This window comes from Candidatus Marsarchaeota archaeon (assembly GCA_023473665.1).
In the GTDB taxonomy this organism is placed as follows: Archaea; Micrarchaeota; Micrarchaeia; order Micrarchaeales; family Micrarchaeaceae; genus JAMCYM01.
The window spans coordinates 164,055-177,951 of sequence record JAMCYM010000002.1 but is presented as its reverse complement, the minus strand read 5'-3'; the positions used below and the strand labels follow the sequence as shown (position 1 = coordinate 177,951).

Annotated in this window: 15 protein-coding genes and 1 tRNA gene; 9 read left to right on the top strand and 7 right to left on the bottom strand. The window is 54.4% G+C overall.

Annotated elements, in window-relative coordinates; all coding sequences use genetic code 11:
* Window positions 1-297 precede the first annotated feature (297 nt).
* Window positions 298-1,590, top strand: coding sequence for a DEAD/DEAH box helicase (locus tag M1158_01630; protein ID MCL5099802.1), 1,293 nt, complete (start codon window positions 298-300; stop codon window positions 1,588-1,590).
* Between the two features lie 11 nt (window positions 1,591-1,601).
* Here the strand turns inward: M1158_01630 and M1158_01625 are convergent, their stop codons facing one another.
* Window positions 1,602-3,290, bottom strand: a complete 1,689-nt coding sequence (locus M1158_01625; GenBank protein MCL5099801.1) for a B12-binding domain-containing radical SAM protein — start codon at window positions 3,288-3,290, stop codon at window positions 1,602-1,604.
* Window positions 3,291-3,460: 170 nt separating this feature from the next.
* Between M1158_01625 and M1158_01620 the strand changes: the two genes are divergently transcribed.
* Both M1158_01620 and M1158_01615 read left to right on the top strand, forming a co-directional pair.
* A complete protein-coding gene (locus tag M1158_01620) occupies window positions 3,461-3,736 on the top strand; it encodes a peptidyl-prolyl cis-trans isomerase (GenBank protein ID MCL5099800.1) in 276 nt (91 codons plus the stop codon).
* A gap of 47 nt (window positions 3,737-3,783) precedes the next feature.
* Window positions 3,784-4,698 (top strand): EF-Tu/IF-2/RF-3 family GTPase, encoded by a 915-nt coding sequence (locus M1158_01615; GenBank protein ID MCL5099799.1) that lies wholly within the window; start codon window positions 3,784-3,786, stop codon window positions 4,696-4,698.
* Between the two features lie 48 nt (window positions 4,699-4,746).
* Here the strand turns inward: M1158_01615 and M1158_01610 are convergent, their stop codons facing one another.
* The 3 genes from M1158_01610 to M1158_01600 form a co-directional block, all read right to left on the bottom strand.
* Window positions 4,747-5,430, bottom strand: a complete 684-nt coding sequence (locus M1158_01610; GenBank protein MCL5099798.1) for a nucleotidyl transferase AbiEii/AbiGii toxin family protein — start codon at window positions 5,428-5,430, stop codon at window positions 4,747-4,749.
* The gene (locus M1158_01605; protein ID MCL5099797.1) at window positions 5,415-6,131 is read right to left on the bottom strand and encodes a hypothetical protein; all 717 of its coding nucleotides are present in this window, start codon (window positions 6,129-6,131) and stop codon (window positions 5,415-5,417) included. The genes M1158_01610 and M1158_01605 overlap by 16 nt, the downstream gene beginning before the upstream one ends.
* A gap of 107 nt (window positions 6,132-6,238) precedes the next feature.
* Window positions 6,239-6,313 (bottom strand) — tRNA-Glu (locus M1158_01600).
* A 62-nt stretch (window positions 6,314-6,375) separates the two neighbouring features.
* Here M1158_01600 and dcd point away from each other — a divergent pair.
* Complete coding sequence (gene dcd / locus M1158_01595; protein ID MCL5099796.1) at window positions 6,376-6,912, top strand: dCTP deaminase; 537 nt, start codon at window positions 6,376-6,378, stop codon at window positions 6,910-6,912.
* Window positions 6,913-6,935: 23 nt separating this feature from the next.
* Here the strand turns inward: dcd and M1158_01590 are convergent, their stop codons facing one another.
* Window positions 6,936-7,223, bottom strand: a complete 288-nt coding sequence (locus M1158_01590; GenBank protein MCL5099795.1) for a PRC-barrel domain-containing protein — start codon at window positions 7,221-7,223, stop codon at window positions 6,936-6,938.
* Window positions 7,224-7,817: 594 nt separating this feature from the next.
* Here M1158_01590 and M1158_01585 point away from each other — a divergent pair.
* The 5 genes from M1158_01585 (at window position 7,818) to M1158_01565 (ending at window position 12,452) form a co-directional block, all read left to right on the top strand.
* Complete coding sequence (locus M1158_01585) at window positions 7,818-8,741, top strand: transcription initiation factor IIB (protein MCL5099794.1); 924 nt, start codon at window positions 7,818-7,820, stop codon at window positions 8,739-8,741.
* A 4-nt stretch (window positions 8,742-8,745) separates the two neighbouring features.
* Window positions 8,746-9,171, top strand: a complete 426-nt coding sequence (locus M1158_01580; protein MCL5099793.1) for a hypothetical protein — start codon at window positions 8,746-8,748, stop codon at window positions 9,169-9,171.
* 171 nt (window positions 9,172-9,342) lie between these two features.
* Window positions 9,343-9,588, top strand: coding sequence for a TRAM domain-containing protein (locus M1158_01575; protein ID MCL5099792.1), 246 nt, complete (start codon window positions 9,343-9,345; stop codon window positions 9,586-9,588).
* Window positions 9,589-9,750: 162 nt separating this feature from the next.
* Window positions 9,751-10,392, top strand: coding sequence for an archaeal proteasome endopeptidase complex subunit beta (gene psmB / locus M1158_01570; GenBank protein MCL5099791.1), 642 nt, complete (start codon window positions 9,751-9,753; stop codon window positions 10,390-10,392).
* 92 nt (window positions 10,393-10,484) lie between these two features.
* Complete coding sequence (locus M1158_01565) at window positions 10,485-12,452, top strand: beta-CASP ribonuclease aCPSF1 (protein ID MCL5099790.1); 1,968 nt, start codon at window positions 10,485-10,487, stop codon at window positions 12,450-12,452.
* 46 nt (window positions 12,453-12,498) lie between these two features.
* Here the strand turns inward: M1158_01565 and M1158_01560 are convergent, their stop codons facing one another.
* Window positions 12,499-12,672, bottom strand: a complete 174-nt coding sequence (locus M1158_01560) for a hypothetical protein (protein MCL5099789.1) — start codon at window positions 12,670-12,672, stop codon at window positions 12,499-12,501.
* A 68-nt stretch (window positions 12,673-12,740) separates the two neighbouring features.
* Window positions 12,741-13,886 (bottom strand): molecular chaperone DnaJ, encoded by a 1,146-nt coding sequence (dnaJ, locus tag M1158_01555; protein ID MCL5099788.1) that lies wholly within the window; start codon window positions 13,884-13,886, stop codon window positions 12,741-12,743.
* Window positions 13,887-13,897 lie beyond the last annotated feature (11 nt).

Genomic DNA, 13,897 nt, shown 5'->3' with positions numbered 1-13,897 from the left:
ACCTAAATAACTCAAGCAAATAAGATTGCACTTCGACTGCGCTCGGAGGCTTGTATCGTGATCCGGTGATATAGACCTGATAATCTCTTATCTTTCCCGTAATCCCAGACTTTGTACATTCAAATAACTCCATGTGCCATTTTGATGACAAGTGTAAGGGTAATACGCAGTAGATAAATGCTGCAGGCCTTGCTTGCACTGCGACAGGCATACAACAACGCTTATATATGTGACGTGCCTTAGTACTTCAGACCAGCAAGATTAAGTCACAGCTAATCCTTGCAGAATGGTGTTCACTTGAATTTCGAAGAGCTTGGAGTAAAGCAAGAACTAGCGGATGCGCTGAAGCGCCTTAACATAACTGAACCGACAGACGTGCAGAGGGAAGCCATACCGCCATTGCTGAGCGGCAAGGATGTGATAGTACGCGCCAAGACGGGCACTGGCAAAACCCTCGCGTTCCTGCTGCCGATACTGCAGAACCTTACAGGTACGCCAGAGCGCGGCAAGGCACATGTGCTAATACTTGCGCCAACCAGGGAGCTGGCGCTGCAGACAGCCGAGACCGCGGTAAAGATGGCGGGGCGCTCGCTGAACGTAGTGACGGTTTACGGAGGCGCATCGATAAACGTACAGATGGAAAGGCTCGATAGGGGCGCTGATATAGTCGTAGGCACGCCGGGACGCGTGATCGACCTTATGGACAGGGGGGCATTGAACTTCGACGCAGTCAAGTTCCTTGTGCTCGACGAGGCGGACATAATGCTGGACATGGGGTTCATAGACGACGTTGAGTACATACTGGCGCGCACGCCTGACGCCAAGCAGTCGATGCTCTGCTCTGCCACCATGCCCAACAAGATAATAGATATATCAAAGAGGCACATGCACGATGCGCGTTACATATCTGTCGGGGAAGAAGAGGATATAACGGTGAAGACGATAAAGCATATGTACAGCGTGGCGTACGGCGTGATGAAGTTCCACATGCTGCTAGCTTACATAGAGTCGTACAAGCCAGCAAAGGCGATAATATTCCTTCAGACGCAGCGCGAGGCCGACTTGGTGCACGACTTTCTGAGAAAGCAGGGCTTCGACGCCGTGCTCATGCACGGAGGCCTGACGCAGGCAAGCAGGGAGCATGCCCTCAGCAGGTTCAAGCAGAGCGGCAGGTTCCTCATAGCTACGAACGTGGCATCGAGGGGCCTCGACATAAAGGACATAACCGATGTCATAAACTTCGACGTACCAGACAGCCCCTACGTGTACGTGCACAGGGTGGGCAGATCGGCAAGGATGGGCAAGAACGGGAGGGCCTTCACCATAGTGTCAAGGGACCAGCTGGGCCTTGTGAAGGAGATAGAATACGACGCAAACATAAAGCTAGAGAAGATATTCCTCGACACCAAGGCGTATGAGCACATACCGGTGATAAGGCACGCTAGGCCAGGTTTCTACAGCGGGCGCGAGCGCAGGCCTTCTGGAGGCTTCGACAGAGGCAGGCAAAGATACGGCGGGCACCAGGGCTTCAACAGGAGCAGGGGGCACAACAGGCATTGGGGGCAGGGCCAGGAATCGCGGAGCCTCTAAGCAGCGTGTCATCAGGCCTTCGCAAGTATTTCCTTGGCCTCGGCCTTGCTGGGTATGCCGTCCATCCCGTAGCGCTTTACCTTTTCTATGTCTAGACCCTTCTTCTTGACCAGGCGCTCTATGAACTTCATAAGCGCCCATCCGCCGAATGGCAGTATGCTTGCGATCCCGAGCCTGACGAGCGGGTTGCCGACACCTGTCTTCCTTGCGTCCCTCACTGCCATCTTGTATAGGTGCCTGTAGCTCGCGTAGTACACAGCGAGCTGCGCTTCGGTCAGCATATTCATCGAGAAGCCGCCACTCTTTATAAGCCCTAGCGGCACGTTCTGCATGGGCGTGACCGTGAATTCCAACGGCCGCCCATCCACGTGAGAGCCGCTCATCCGGTTTATGAGCGATACGGTATCCCAGTTGTCGTCATCGGTCTCATCGCGCTGGCCAGTCTGCACCGTTATGGCGGGGCGCCACCAGTACTTCGTCATGTTCGCTGTGCCTTCGAGAACTATCCTTGCCCAGCTACCGTCAGGACCAACGTGCAGCGGCAGCGTCTTGTTGGGCATGTGCCTCTTCGCCAGGCTGTCGCTGCCCGTTTCCACTCCGACCTGCACGCCTATCCAATTGTTCGGGCCGCCATGCATTATTTCGCCCAGCTTCTTTATCAGCTCAGGGTATGCTGTTGCCGGCGATATGCGGCCGTGCGTAGGATTAGCCCTCCTGATCCCTGGCACGGACATCACGCTCGTGAACAGCTCGGTGAGCGCCTCCTCGTTCGGCTCGAATGTTGGACGCGTGTGCCTGAAACCGAATATTTCATCAGTATGCAGCCATGCGTTGTCGAAATGGCCCTGGTTGACATTGACCTGTATCTCCTTAACTATGCTCTCTGTTGAATAGTAGCGCAGCGGCCTCAGCGTGACCTCACAGAAGTCGCACCCTATACCGCACCCGCGCATTATCTCGACCATGCCCTTTACCGCGGGCCTCACTATGAGCGGCACCTTCTCTAGCGGCGAAGACGTGCCGATGGAGCGGCTCCTTGAGATGAACTTGCTGTGGTCGACATATGTCCTGTGGAAGTTGTCGTCCACAGTCGCATAGCCCTCGTAAAATTTGGCATGGTCTATAGAGCCGGTGGCAAGCTGCTCGAAGAGGTCGCAGACGACGTCATCGGCCTCCCCCTGGAATGCATAGTCTATGCCCTCATGGTCGAGTTCTTCTGGCATGATGGTGAACTCCCATACCCCAGGCCCCCCGACAAGCAGCTTCGCCTTCTTGCTCTTCCTGAGCGCATTGAGTTGTGCTATGAGGGTGAGCCATTCGCGCTTGACCCAGGCGCCACTCTTGTCGCCCATGAGCATGTAATACGACATGGTGAGCGGTCCGAGGCCGAGCGGGTCCATGGTTGAAACTGCTATTATCTCCGTATCGTCCTTTATGAAATCCGCGATGTGGTCATGATGCGCCACAACCACGTCCTCTCGCCTGTTGCGCGTGAGGAGAGCGGCCTCGATCTTCCTGACCGAGTATGGCGCGACGCTCGCCTCTCCGTTGGGGAGAGGCGGATACGAAGGCCCTTTCAAGAAGTGGTAAATTGGACTCGGCACAGAATCAGACGGTGCGCTCGGCAGAAATTCGAGCAGCGGCACTTTTCTGTAGTTAGCCTCGAGGCTCGAGTCCGAAACCAGCACATATTTCGCCAATGCAGCACCTGTGCTTTTGTGTCATAGGGCATAGACAGGATGTCTTGCCCCAGTAACTTCTTTGAACGCTTTAAAGGTATATATGCCTTTCGTCAGCAGAATTTTACGTATTTTCATAGCGCAGGGCAACGCTTTATAGATTAGCTTACAATTGGAGCGGTGGTGAATGCATGGCAGACAGGATAAGGTGTGCACACATACTTGTAGAGAAATTCTCGACGGCGCAGGAGGTGCTCGATAAGCTGAACAAGGGCGAGAGCTTCGCGAAGCTCGCTGAGCAGTACTCGATGGACGGCAGCAGGAAGCGCGGCGGCGACCTGGGCTCTTTCGGAAGGGGCGTTATGGTGAAGGAGTTCGAGAATGCCGCATTCGCCTTGGAGAAGGGCCGGGTGTCAGGCATAGTCAAGACGCAGTTCGGCTACCATATAATAAAGCGCCTGGACTGATGCACAGGCATATCTAGATGAGCCCTGAAAACTTGAGGTAGTTATTCATGAACACAATAGTTGCTGTGCCGTTCGACAGCGCGCTTGCGGAGCACATAGGCAAGCGGGGCTCAGAAAACAGCATAACTTTCTACAACCGGAAAATCGGCAATGACACGGTAGTGGCGCTCATGCCGACTTCAATCGAGGAGAAATTCTACGCCCTGCCCGAGTCGCTCCTGCTCGCAGGTCAGGTGGTAGTGAGCACGGCTTCGGTAGACAAGCTGCTTGGGGAGGTGCTCGTTGCGTGCTCGCTGCTGCATAAGCGGGTGCTGCTCACCGATGACAATGATATAAGCAGCCTACTCGAAGGCCTCAGCCTAGAAGCCACGGTGGTAAGCAGGGACTCGATACTTGATGCATTGCTCGCTTATCAGCCTGACAATAGTCCTACGAGCGCAGCAAGAATCGACATCGACAAGGCCTTCAACGTGAAAGGCGTCGGCACAGTCGCGCTAGGCATAGTTACAAGTGGCACTGTAAGAGTGCACGACACCTTGTACCACGGCTCGGGCAAGATGGTGGCAGTGAGATCTATACAAAGCCAAGATGAGGACATACCCGCTGCAGAGAAAGGGACAAGAGTGGGGCTTGCCCTGAAGGGCATAGACGAGAATGAGCTGGAGAAGGGAGACATACTTTCCAGCACGCAGACAATCCAGACAAAGAGGCTCGGGCTTAGGATCAGGACCAGCAGCATAGCTAATGAGAGCATAGCCGTGGGCAAGACGTATTCCATAGCTGCGGGCTTCGCTTACTCGAACGCAACCGTAGAGGAAGCCAATAGCAACACAATCACATTGAGGCTTGAGAAGGGCATAAGCGTGGCAGAAAACGATACAGTGCTTATCACCAGAGAGGCAGCACCCCGCATCTTTGCAATAGGCACGGCGGAAAAAATTAGCGATACTGCTCCCCTATAAATTGCGGGAGTTTTACGCTGCATCTGATAAACAGGATTTTGCGGGCAGTTACCTGCTGGCAGCAAATTTCAGCTCTTCTATGACTGCATTCCAGTTCGGCCTTTTTTGTACCGGTATGTAAGCGTTTGCCGTTTTAGGAACCTTGATTGTAGAAAGCGCGCGCACAAAACCGCTTCTGTCAGTTATGCTAAACTTCGATGGGTAGAGCGAATGCAGCCAGTAGAGATCGTAAAGGTCCTTCCACTCTAGCCTCGCCTCAAAGGCTGCCTCTTTCTGCCGATTAAGCTCCTTGAAGACGTAGGTTTCTACTATTTTTGATGCTGGGACGAAGTCAGATGCCAGTCTAATTCTTTCTGCGGCACCCTTTATGCCGAACGACACATCAATTCTTACAACGTCGTTTATGCCTTCATAACGGTAGTGCATCATAAAGCCTATCGAACTTTTCGTGTAAAACTCCTTTTTTATATCCCAACCGAGTGAAGCTATAATCCGTCGCACTTGCTCTGCTGTATGATCGGTATCATAGTCCAAATCCTCGGAGAATCGCTGATGGCCCTGCAGGAACCCCTTGTTTATCGCAGTACCGCCTTTCAGGACAAATCCTGCTCCTGCCATTAAGTCCATCAACTCAAACATGAAGGCTTCCTTAACGACAAAATTAAGGCTGAGCCCTGCCGCAACAGCGTACTCTCGTAGCTCGTCGATTTTGAAGCTTATTGCAGCCACCATGACAAAAGCACCTCTTTTCCTATATTATCGATTATTTTCCATTTTGGTATATAAACTCCTTTGCTTCTTCCGCACAAATAGGCATTCGCCTTCACCCTTTTCTTGCACTCCATGAGCAATTTTCTTTTCTCTTTGTCTAACCTTGGGAGTATGGAGAGCAAGTACCCAAGCCTCTGGAAGAATGCAGAATCCTCGTTCTCTGACAGATCGAGTACCACGTCTGCTTTAATATCGGCGAAATAAAGTGCCTTTGCGAGTGTTTGAAAATTCACTAATGCGCCATGCCGCAGGGAATCGCAGACTGTTTTTTCTACAGAGGCGACATCATACGCGCCCTTCTCGACACCAAGGTAATCTTTGGCCTTGAAGTATGCGAATTCGATGTTACCCATTTCAACTGATTTTCTTACTTCTGAAGCAACAAAAATCGTGAATGGGAATTCTTCGGTTAAGTGGTGGATGTAAAGCGCAGTCGAAAGCGAGATATACCCCGGATAGAGCCGGCACGCGACCCAGAACATATCGGCGCCCTTTGAGATGTAGACACCTCTTATCGGATTGTAGATTTCGCCACTGGCAGCCAGCCGGCTAAGGGTAACCCGCAATGAATTCTCTGACGTAAGCGAAAGGCTCGCCAGATGGCGGAAGTCGGTCAACTTAGCATTATTTATATACTGCCTGAGCCTGTTTGTTAATTTCATCGTAAATTAACTAAATGTTAATATATAAATACTTTTGCAATAGATAGCGAGGGCTACAGGACTTAGAGTCATGCGCTCTTCGAGAAGCAGCACTCTAGTTAATGCCATGCTCCCTTCGGGATTTGAACCCGAGTTCCGAGGTTGAAAGCCTCGTGTCCTTGGCCGGGCTGGACGAAGGGAGCGCTGCGTTCCTATTGCAGCTCAATCCTTTTATAGCTTGCAGAATAAGATACCTGGGGGTTGCATGATACTGTCTGACGTGGACATACTGAACATGCTGCGCACGAAGAGGCTCGTGATAAAACCGTTCGCGAGGGAGATAGTGCGCGAGAACGGCATCGACTGCCGCATAACGAGCGAGGTGGCGAGGCACCAGCCCGGCAATGAGGGTTTCGTCCTCGATCCTGCAAACGAAGAGCATATAGCCATGGCGTACAGGATAGAGAAGGGCAAGGACGGTATTGTTATAGGCCCACACGAGCAGGTTCTGCTTTCGACCCACGAATACCTGGAGATGCCTGACGACATAGCGGGCTTCGTGGAGCTCAGGAGCACATGGGCCAGGCACGGGCTGTCCATGCCTCCGACCATAATAGATGCGGGCTTCAGGGGCACAATAACGCTAGAGGTAGTGAACAACGCGCCCTACTCGATACTGCTGAGGCCGAAGCAGAGGTTCGCGCACATAATATTCGAGAAGCTCGACAGCAAGACCGGCAGTAGGTATTCCGGCTTTTATTCCGGGCAGCGCGGCATAAAGCTGCCGCAGGTGCTGAAGTAGGGCAAAAGAAAAAAGTTATTTGGCTACCTGCTTGCTAGGTCGGATACCTCGACGCTCGAACTTTGCGCTTTCGCCGTCGGGCCTGCGGCAGACACGAGCACCACGTCGCCTATGTTCTTTATGTTCTTGAACAGTATGCTCTTCTGCTGGAGTACCTTCCGGGTCTCGTCCTCGCTGGCGTTCTTCCACTCCTCCATCAGGAGCCTGCTGACCTCGCCCTTCTCAAGATCGATTATAGCGTCGCGCACCTCGCCCAGGTACTGGCCGTTGTCGCTATATATGTCCATGCTGTAGATGTCTGAAACCTTCATTTGATCACCTGGTTGCCTTTGCAAATCAAACTTTAAAAATGTGCGCCTTTGGGGCATGCCTGGAATCTTCTCCACGACGTTGGCGCTTCCGGTAATCTTTAATGGGGGCAACGCGCGCTTTTCCTGCTTTGCCCATTGGCCTAATCGTTCGATTCTTGATTTAGCACTTGCAACCAATCCGTGCGTACCGATGTAAACTGCAATGACTGCGCATACGCCCACAAAACCGAGAAACATTGCATGGGATCAGCGACAATTTTCAAATTTCCCCTACCGCAAGCTTTAAATATCTTTTCCTGCACTAATCTACTGCCTGTTTTTAGAAAGGAATATAAACCTATTGCTTATCCGCGTGAAGCGAATTAGCGATGGGTATAGAGCGATACCATGGCTACGAAGAAGAAGCAAAACGTACACAGGAAGGCCGCCGCGCGTAGTGCGAAGGGCAAGGAGAAGCCTGCTACCGGCAGTGAAGCCCCGAGGCGCATAGTACTCACGGACAACAAGATAAGCATAGCTGACGCTGCGCCAAGGCCCAGGCCTGGTGAGCTGGAGCTGACGCACGACGAGGCGCAGCATGCGGCCCAGCACGCCATGAATGTGGCTAGCGCAAATCCTAAAGTGTGCCCGAGCTGCGGGAGCACTGATCTTATATTCGACAGCGAGCGCGGAGAGGTAGTCTGTAACAACTGTGGCCTTGTAATAGAGGAGAACGTGACTGACACCGGCCCGGAATGGAGGGCGTTCGACACGGACCAGCGCAATGCAAGGGCGCGCACCGGCGCGCCGATGAAGTACACGAGGCCTAACAAAGGCCTTGTGACTGAGATAGACCTGTACAACAAGGACATACGCGGCGTGCGCATACCGTCAAAGAGGCAGGCGCAGCTCTACAGGATGCGCAAGTGGCACAAGCGCGCGAGCATAGCGAGCTCGAGCGAGAGGAACTATCTCATAGCATTGCCAGAGCTGAACCGCGTCTCCAGCTATCTCGGACTGCCGGAGAACATAAGGGAGAATGCCGCTTTGCTCTACAGGAAATGCGTGCAGAACAACCTTATAAGGGGCAGGCCGATCGAGACCGTGGTGCAGGCGGTAATCTACGCTGCGTGCAGGAAGGCCGGCATGCCAAGGACGCTCGACGAGATAGCGAACATATCCGGGCTGCCGAAGAAGGAGATAGGCAGGGCCTACAGGGCCATATCCCACGAGCTCGGCCTGAAGATACCGCTTACCGATCCGGTAAGCTACGTGCCAAGGTACGTCAACGCCCTTAAGCTGAGCGGCGAGGCGCAGGAGAAGGCCGTCGGCCTGCTCAGGAACGCGATGCGCAAGGGGCTCGTGTCGGGCAGGAGCCCGACAGGCGTAAGCGCCGCTGCTGTGTACATAGCAGGCGCGCTTGCGGGCGAGCGGCGCACGCAGAAGGAGGTGGCTGACGTGGCAGGCGTGACTGAAGTGACGATAAGGAACAGGTACAGGGAGCTGAAGGAGCAGCTCAATCTGGACGTGAACCTGTGACTGCATGCTAGGGCGTTTGCTGCTCCCTCTTGTATTTGCGGCATACCTCTTCAGCGCCGCCTTTGCATACAACTTCACGCTGCCCGGCAATGCGCCTGCGAACTTCAGCTCCAGCTTCAACGCCACGCTCAAGTACATAGGCATGGTGAACCAGAGCTCATACATAATATTCTATCCCAACCTGACCGGCGCGTACAGCGCGCTGGCGAACGCTAAATCAGAATATGCGGCAAACGCGAGCGCGGCGTACTTTTACTTGGATGAGGCGCATGAGAGGGCGGCGACAGAGTTGGCCAGGATCTATTCCTACAGGGCGGATTCTTTGATAGTCATGGGAGTGCTGGCGGCAGCTAGCGCTGCCGCGCTTTACGTCGTGATGAGGACGCCGAAAGTTGTAGTGAAAGGCAGGAGAAAAAAGGGAACCGCTTAAAAGCGCACCGGCCTGTTAGACAAATGCCAAATGATGCCGAATCTGCAGAATAACTTTAAATAGGCAGCGCAGAAAATACATTTGAAGCTGGTGCGCCCAGGGTTGGGAGAGGAAAAGTAGGGCCAGTAGGGTTGTTGAAGGCCTAGGGAAACCGGCGACAAGGTGGAGTAGATGAGCGTGACGCCAGAGGATATAGCGGAAGGAATGGAATACGACCTGAAGGTGGACGCGAAGGGTGCCCGCGGCGAAGGCATTGGCAAGGCAGGGGACTTCGTGATTTTCATAAAGAACGCGAAGACCCGCATAGGCAACAGCTATAGGGTCAGGATAACCAAGCTGCACAGGACCTTCGGCTATGCCGAGCTCAGCGACGCGAAACGGCAGTTCATCGGCAACGGCAGCGTGGTCGAGCTCTGAGCGAGCGCAAGACTTTTATACTTAAGCATGGCAATAGTGCTAGCGGTTTGTTGGTTTATTTTTATTCAAGCCGGAAATTTACCCGGCAAGGAGGGCGACGTTGCTGCATTGCACGTGTGCAGTAATGCTTCAGCTGTTCGAGTGGTTTAAATGGCGACGGATATGAGTGAGAGAGATGTTAAGAGGTACATGAAGGGCACGACGACCGTTGGCATAGTGTGTACTGACGGCGTAGTAATCGGCGCGGATTCGCGCGCAACCATGGACACGTTCATAGCGAGCACCGAGGCCAGGAAGGTATGGAAGATAGACGACAATCTTGGCATGACCATAGCAGGCCTGGTGGGTGACGCGCAGGAGCTGATACGCATACTTAAGATACAGAACGAGATCTACAAGATGAATGAGAACAGGCCGCTGTCGCCGAGGAGCGCCGCGACTCTGCTCTCTGTCATACTGCAGGAGAACAAGATGCTGCCTTTCTACGTCCAGCTCATAGTCGGAGGGGTTGACGGCGAGGGTGGCCAGCTCTACAATCTCGATGCGGCAGGAGGCTACTCTGAGGAAACCAAGTTCACAAGCACAGGGAGCGGCTCGCTGACGGCGCTCGGCTATCTGGAGGACATGTACAAGCCGGGCATAACGACGAAGGAGGCAATAAGGGGCACGTATAGGGCCCTCAACATCGCCATGAAGCGCGACTCCGCAACGGGCAACACCATAACCATAGCCGCCATAACCAAGGCGGGCTACGAGGAATACACGGGCAAGGACCTTGACAAGATACTCAGCCAGGCCAAGTAGAGCCGCATTTATGTTTCGACCTTGACTTTGCGTACTTCGCAGGCATAGCACTCTAGGGATTTTTTACATATAGCTTAAACGCCAGTGATTCATTGGAGGACAAGCCACAAGACAAGGAAGACCAGACGAAGCTCCGCAACGGGGAGCTCTTCGGCAAGATCGAGGAGCTGCTTCCGAAGGAGGCAGGCTTCGTCAAGGCGGACTTCGAAGGCCCTGACATAGTCGTCACGGTCAAGAAGATAGCAGCGGTATACAGCGACGAGACGGTAATAAGGAGCATAGCCGGGGCCATAAAGAAGAAGCTCGTCGTGAGGAGCGACAGCTCCGCGCTCATGGAGCCCGAGAAGGCGCTCGAGGTCATAAACGCCATAGTGCCGAAGGAAGCCGTGACTAGCAACATACGGTTCGTGGCAGATTTCAGCGAGGTGCTGATAGAGGCGCTCAAGCCAGGCTTAGTTATAGGCAAGGGCGGCAGCACCCTCAAAGAGATAGCGATAAAGACAGGCTGGGTGCCGAAGGTTCTGCGCACGCCCACCATGAACAGCGACACGATACGCGGAGTGCGCCAGCTCCTGTACAACGAAAGCGACTTCAGGAAGAAGTTCTTGCATAGGGTGGGGCAGAACATCAACAAGGTTATACTCAAGAGCGAGTGGCTCAAGGCGACGGCCCTCGGCGGCTTCCGCGAGGTCGGCAGGAGCTCATTGCTACTCGAAACGCCGCACTCGAAGGTGATAATAGACTGCGGCATAAGCCCGGAGCCGGGCGTGAAGGGACTCGACGCAAATGCCGGCGGCGAGACGAACAAGGCCTTCCCTTACTTAGACAGCGCCAACTTCTCGATAAACGAGCTTGATGCGGTGGTGCTGACGCACGGCCACATGGACCACATGGGCTTCATACCCTACCTTTTCAAGTACGGCTACGACGGCCCGGTCTACTGCACGCCGCCCACGCGAGACCTCGCCGCGCTGCTGCTCAACGACTACATAAAGCTCGTGCAGAGGAGCGGGGGTACGCCGCTCTACGACGAAAAGGACGTGAGGAAGATGCTCATGCACATGGTCACGCGCGACTACAGCGAGGTGACCAACATAACAGACGAGCTGAAGCTCACGTACCACAACGCGGGCCACATACTCGGCAGCGCGCTTGTGCACCTGCATGTCGGAGAAGGCATGTACAACATAGTGCACACCGGCGACATGAAGTACGGCTTCACGCGATTATTTGACCCTGCCAACACACGCTTCCCGCGGATGGACGCGCTGTTCATAGAGAGCACGTACGGTGGCCCGAACGACATAACGCCGAACAGGCACGATGCGGAAAATGCGCTGATGGAGACCATAGGGCGCACCATAGGCAACGGGGGCAAGGTGCTAATACCGCTATTCGCGGTGGGCAGGAGCCAGGAGCTCCAGCTCGTTCTGGAGAGCTACATGATGGGAGAGAACAGCCAATACAAGCTCGACGTGCCGGTCTATCTGGACGGCATGATACTCGATGCCAGCGCTATACACACTGCCTATCCAGAGTACCTGAAGGAGGGGCTCAGGAGCCGCATACTGAACAACAGGAGCCCATTCGAGAGCGAGCTGTTCGAGGTGGTGAAGGGCGAGCGCGAGCAGGTGTTTGAGAAGGGGCCAGCGATAATACTCGCGAGCGGGGGCATGATGAACGGAGGCGCGAGCGTGGAATATTTCAGGCGCCTGGCCGAAGACCCGAAGAACACGCTTGTCTTCGTGGGCTACAACAGCAGCAACTCGCTCGGCAGGCGCCTGCAGAACGGCACCAGCGAGGTTCCACTGCCTGACGAGGACGGCAAGCTCATGCCGGTAAAGGTGAACATGGGGATCAAGACTGTCGAGGGCTTCTCGGGCCACAGCGACAGGCGCCAGCTCATAAGCTTCGTGGAGAAGCTCAACGTCAGGCCAAAGAGCATATTTACCATGCATGGGGAGGAGCAGAAGTGCGAGGACTTGGCAAGGACGCTGGGAAGGGTGGCGCACGCGGACAGCAGGGCGCCAATGAACCTCGATTCGATAAGATTGAAGTGAAGATGATAAGAGTAGTTTTCTACATGGCTGTGACTCAGAGCGGCATTCATCCGGCAGCATCGAACAGCTCTTTGATGTCATTCAGGTCTAGCAGTACTGTGCTATAACTCGCTGCAGCATCCCTGCATTCTTTATTGAAACCTGCCTTTGATACTAGAATGTAGTTGTACTTCCCAGGAGCACCTATGAGTCTTGCTTTCCTGACTAGATCATCAAGCACATCACGGCCCACCGGTAATCATGATAATATTATTAAACGTTTGCATTGCCAATCAAAAAGAAGCGCTCTCAGAACATGCCGAACTTCCTCTTCTTGCCGCGGCCTTGCTGGCCATCGTCCGGTTGCTCGTTGGCGAACTTCTCCATGAGGTCGCGCTGCTCCTTCGTCAGCTTTCTTGGCACGCTTATGCTTACCTCAACGATCTCGTCTCCGCTGCCCTGACGCTCGAAATGCGGCATGCCCCTGCCTCTCATTGGTATCTTATCGCCGTTCTGTGCCCCGGGCTCTATGCGCAGAGGCTCGCTGCCGTCTATCGTCGGCACCTCCACCTCGCCGCCCAGCATAGCGATGTAGAATGGTACGTCAACCTGCGCGTGGAGGTCATCGCCGACGCGTTCGAGGTTCGGATCGTCTTCTACGATAACGTCAATGTAGAGGTTGCCATGCCGGTCTGAGCCGTAGTCGCCCATGCCCTTGACGCGCAGCCTCTGGCCCGAGCTTATGCCTCTCGGTATGGTGACATCTATCTTGTCCTCGCCCTGCACGCGGCCTGTTCCTGAGCACGTCCTGCACACCTTCTCAGGCACCCGGCCCGCACCCCCGCACTTGGGGCAGGCGCTTATCGTCTGCATCATCCCGAAGGGCGTGCGCCTTGTGGCCTTCAGCTGGCCGGTGCCTCCGCACCTGTCGCACCTCACTATGCTGGAACCGGGCTCTGCGCCTGTGCCAGCGCATCTCGGGCACACCTTGATGTGCCTTACAGAGACGCGCTTTGTGGTGCCGTGCGCAGCATCGCGCAGGCTCGCGCTCACGCGCGCCAATATGTCTGTGCCCATGTCATTCGCGCGGCCTTGGCGCGTCTGCATACCGAATAAGCTACTGAACATGTCGTCTATGTTGCCGAAGCCTGACATATTTCCGACATTGAAGCCCATGCTCCTGAAGACCTGGTCGAAGTCGAAGCCGCGGAAAATGTCTTCTTCGGTGAAGCGCTGGTTGAACACATCAGGGCCATATGCGTCGTACTGCCTGCGCTTTTCCGGATCGCTCAGCACGGCATAGGCTTCATTAACCTCCTTGAACTTCTCTTCTGCGCCAGGGTCCTTGTTCTTGTCCGGATGGTACTTCATGGCCAGAGCGCGGTAGGCGCCCTTTATCTCGTCAGCGGAGGCGCTCTTCTTTACGCCCAGTATGTCGTAGTAGTCTTTTGCCATGCGGGCTTACC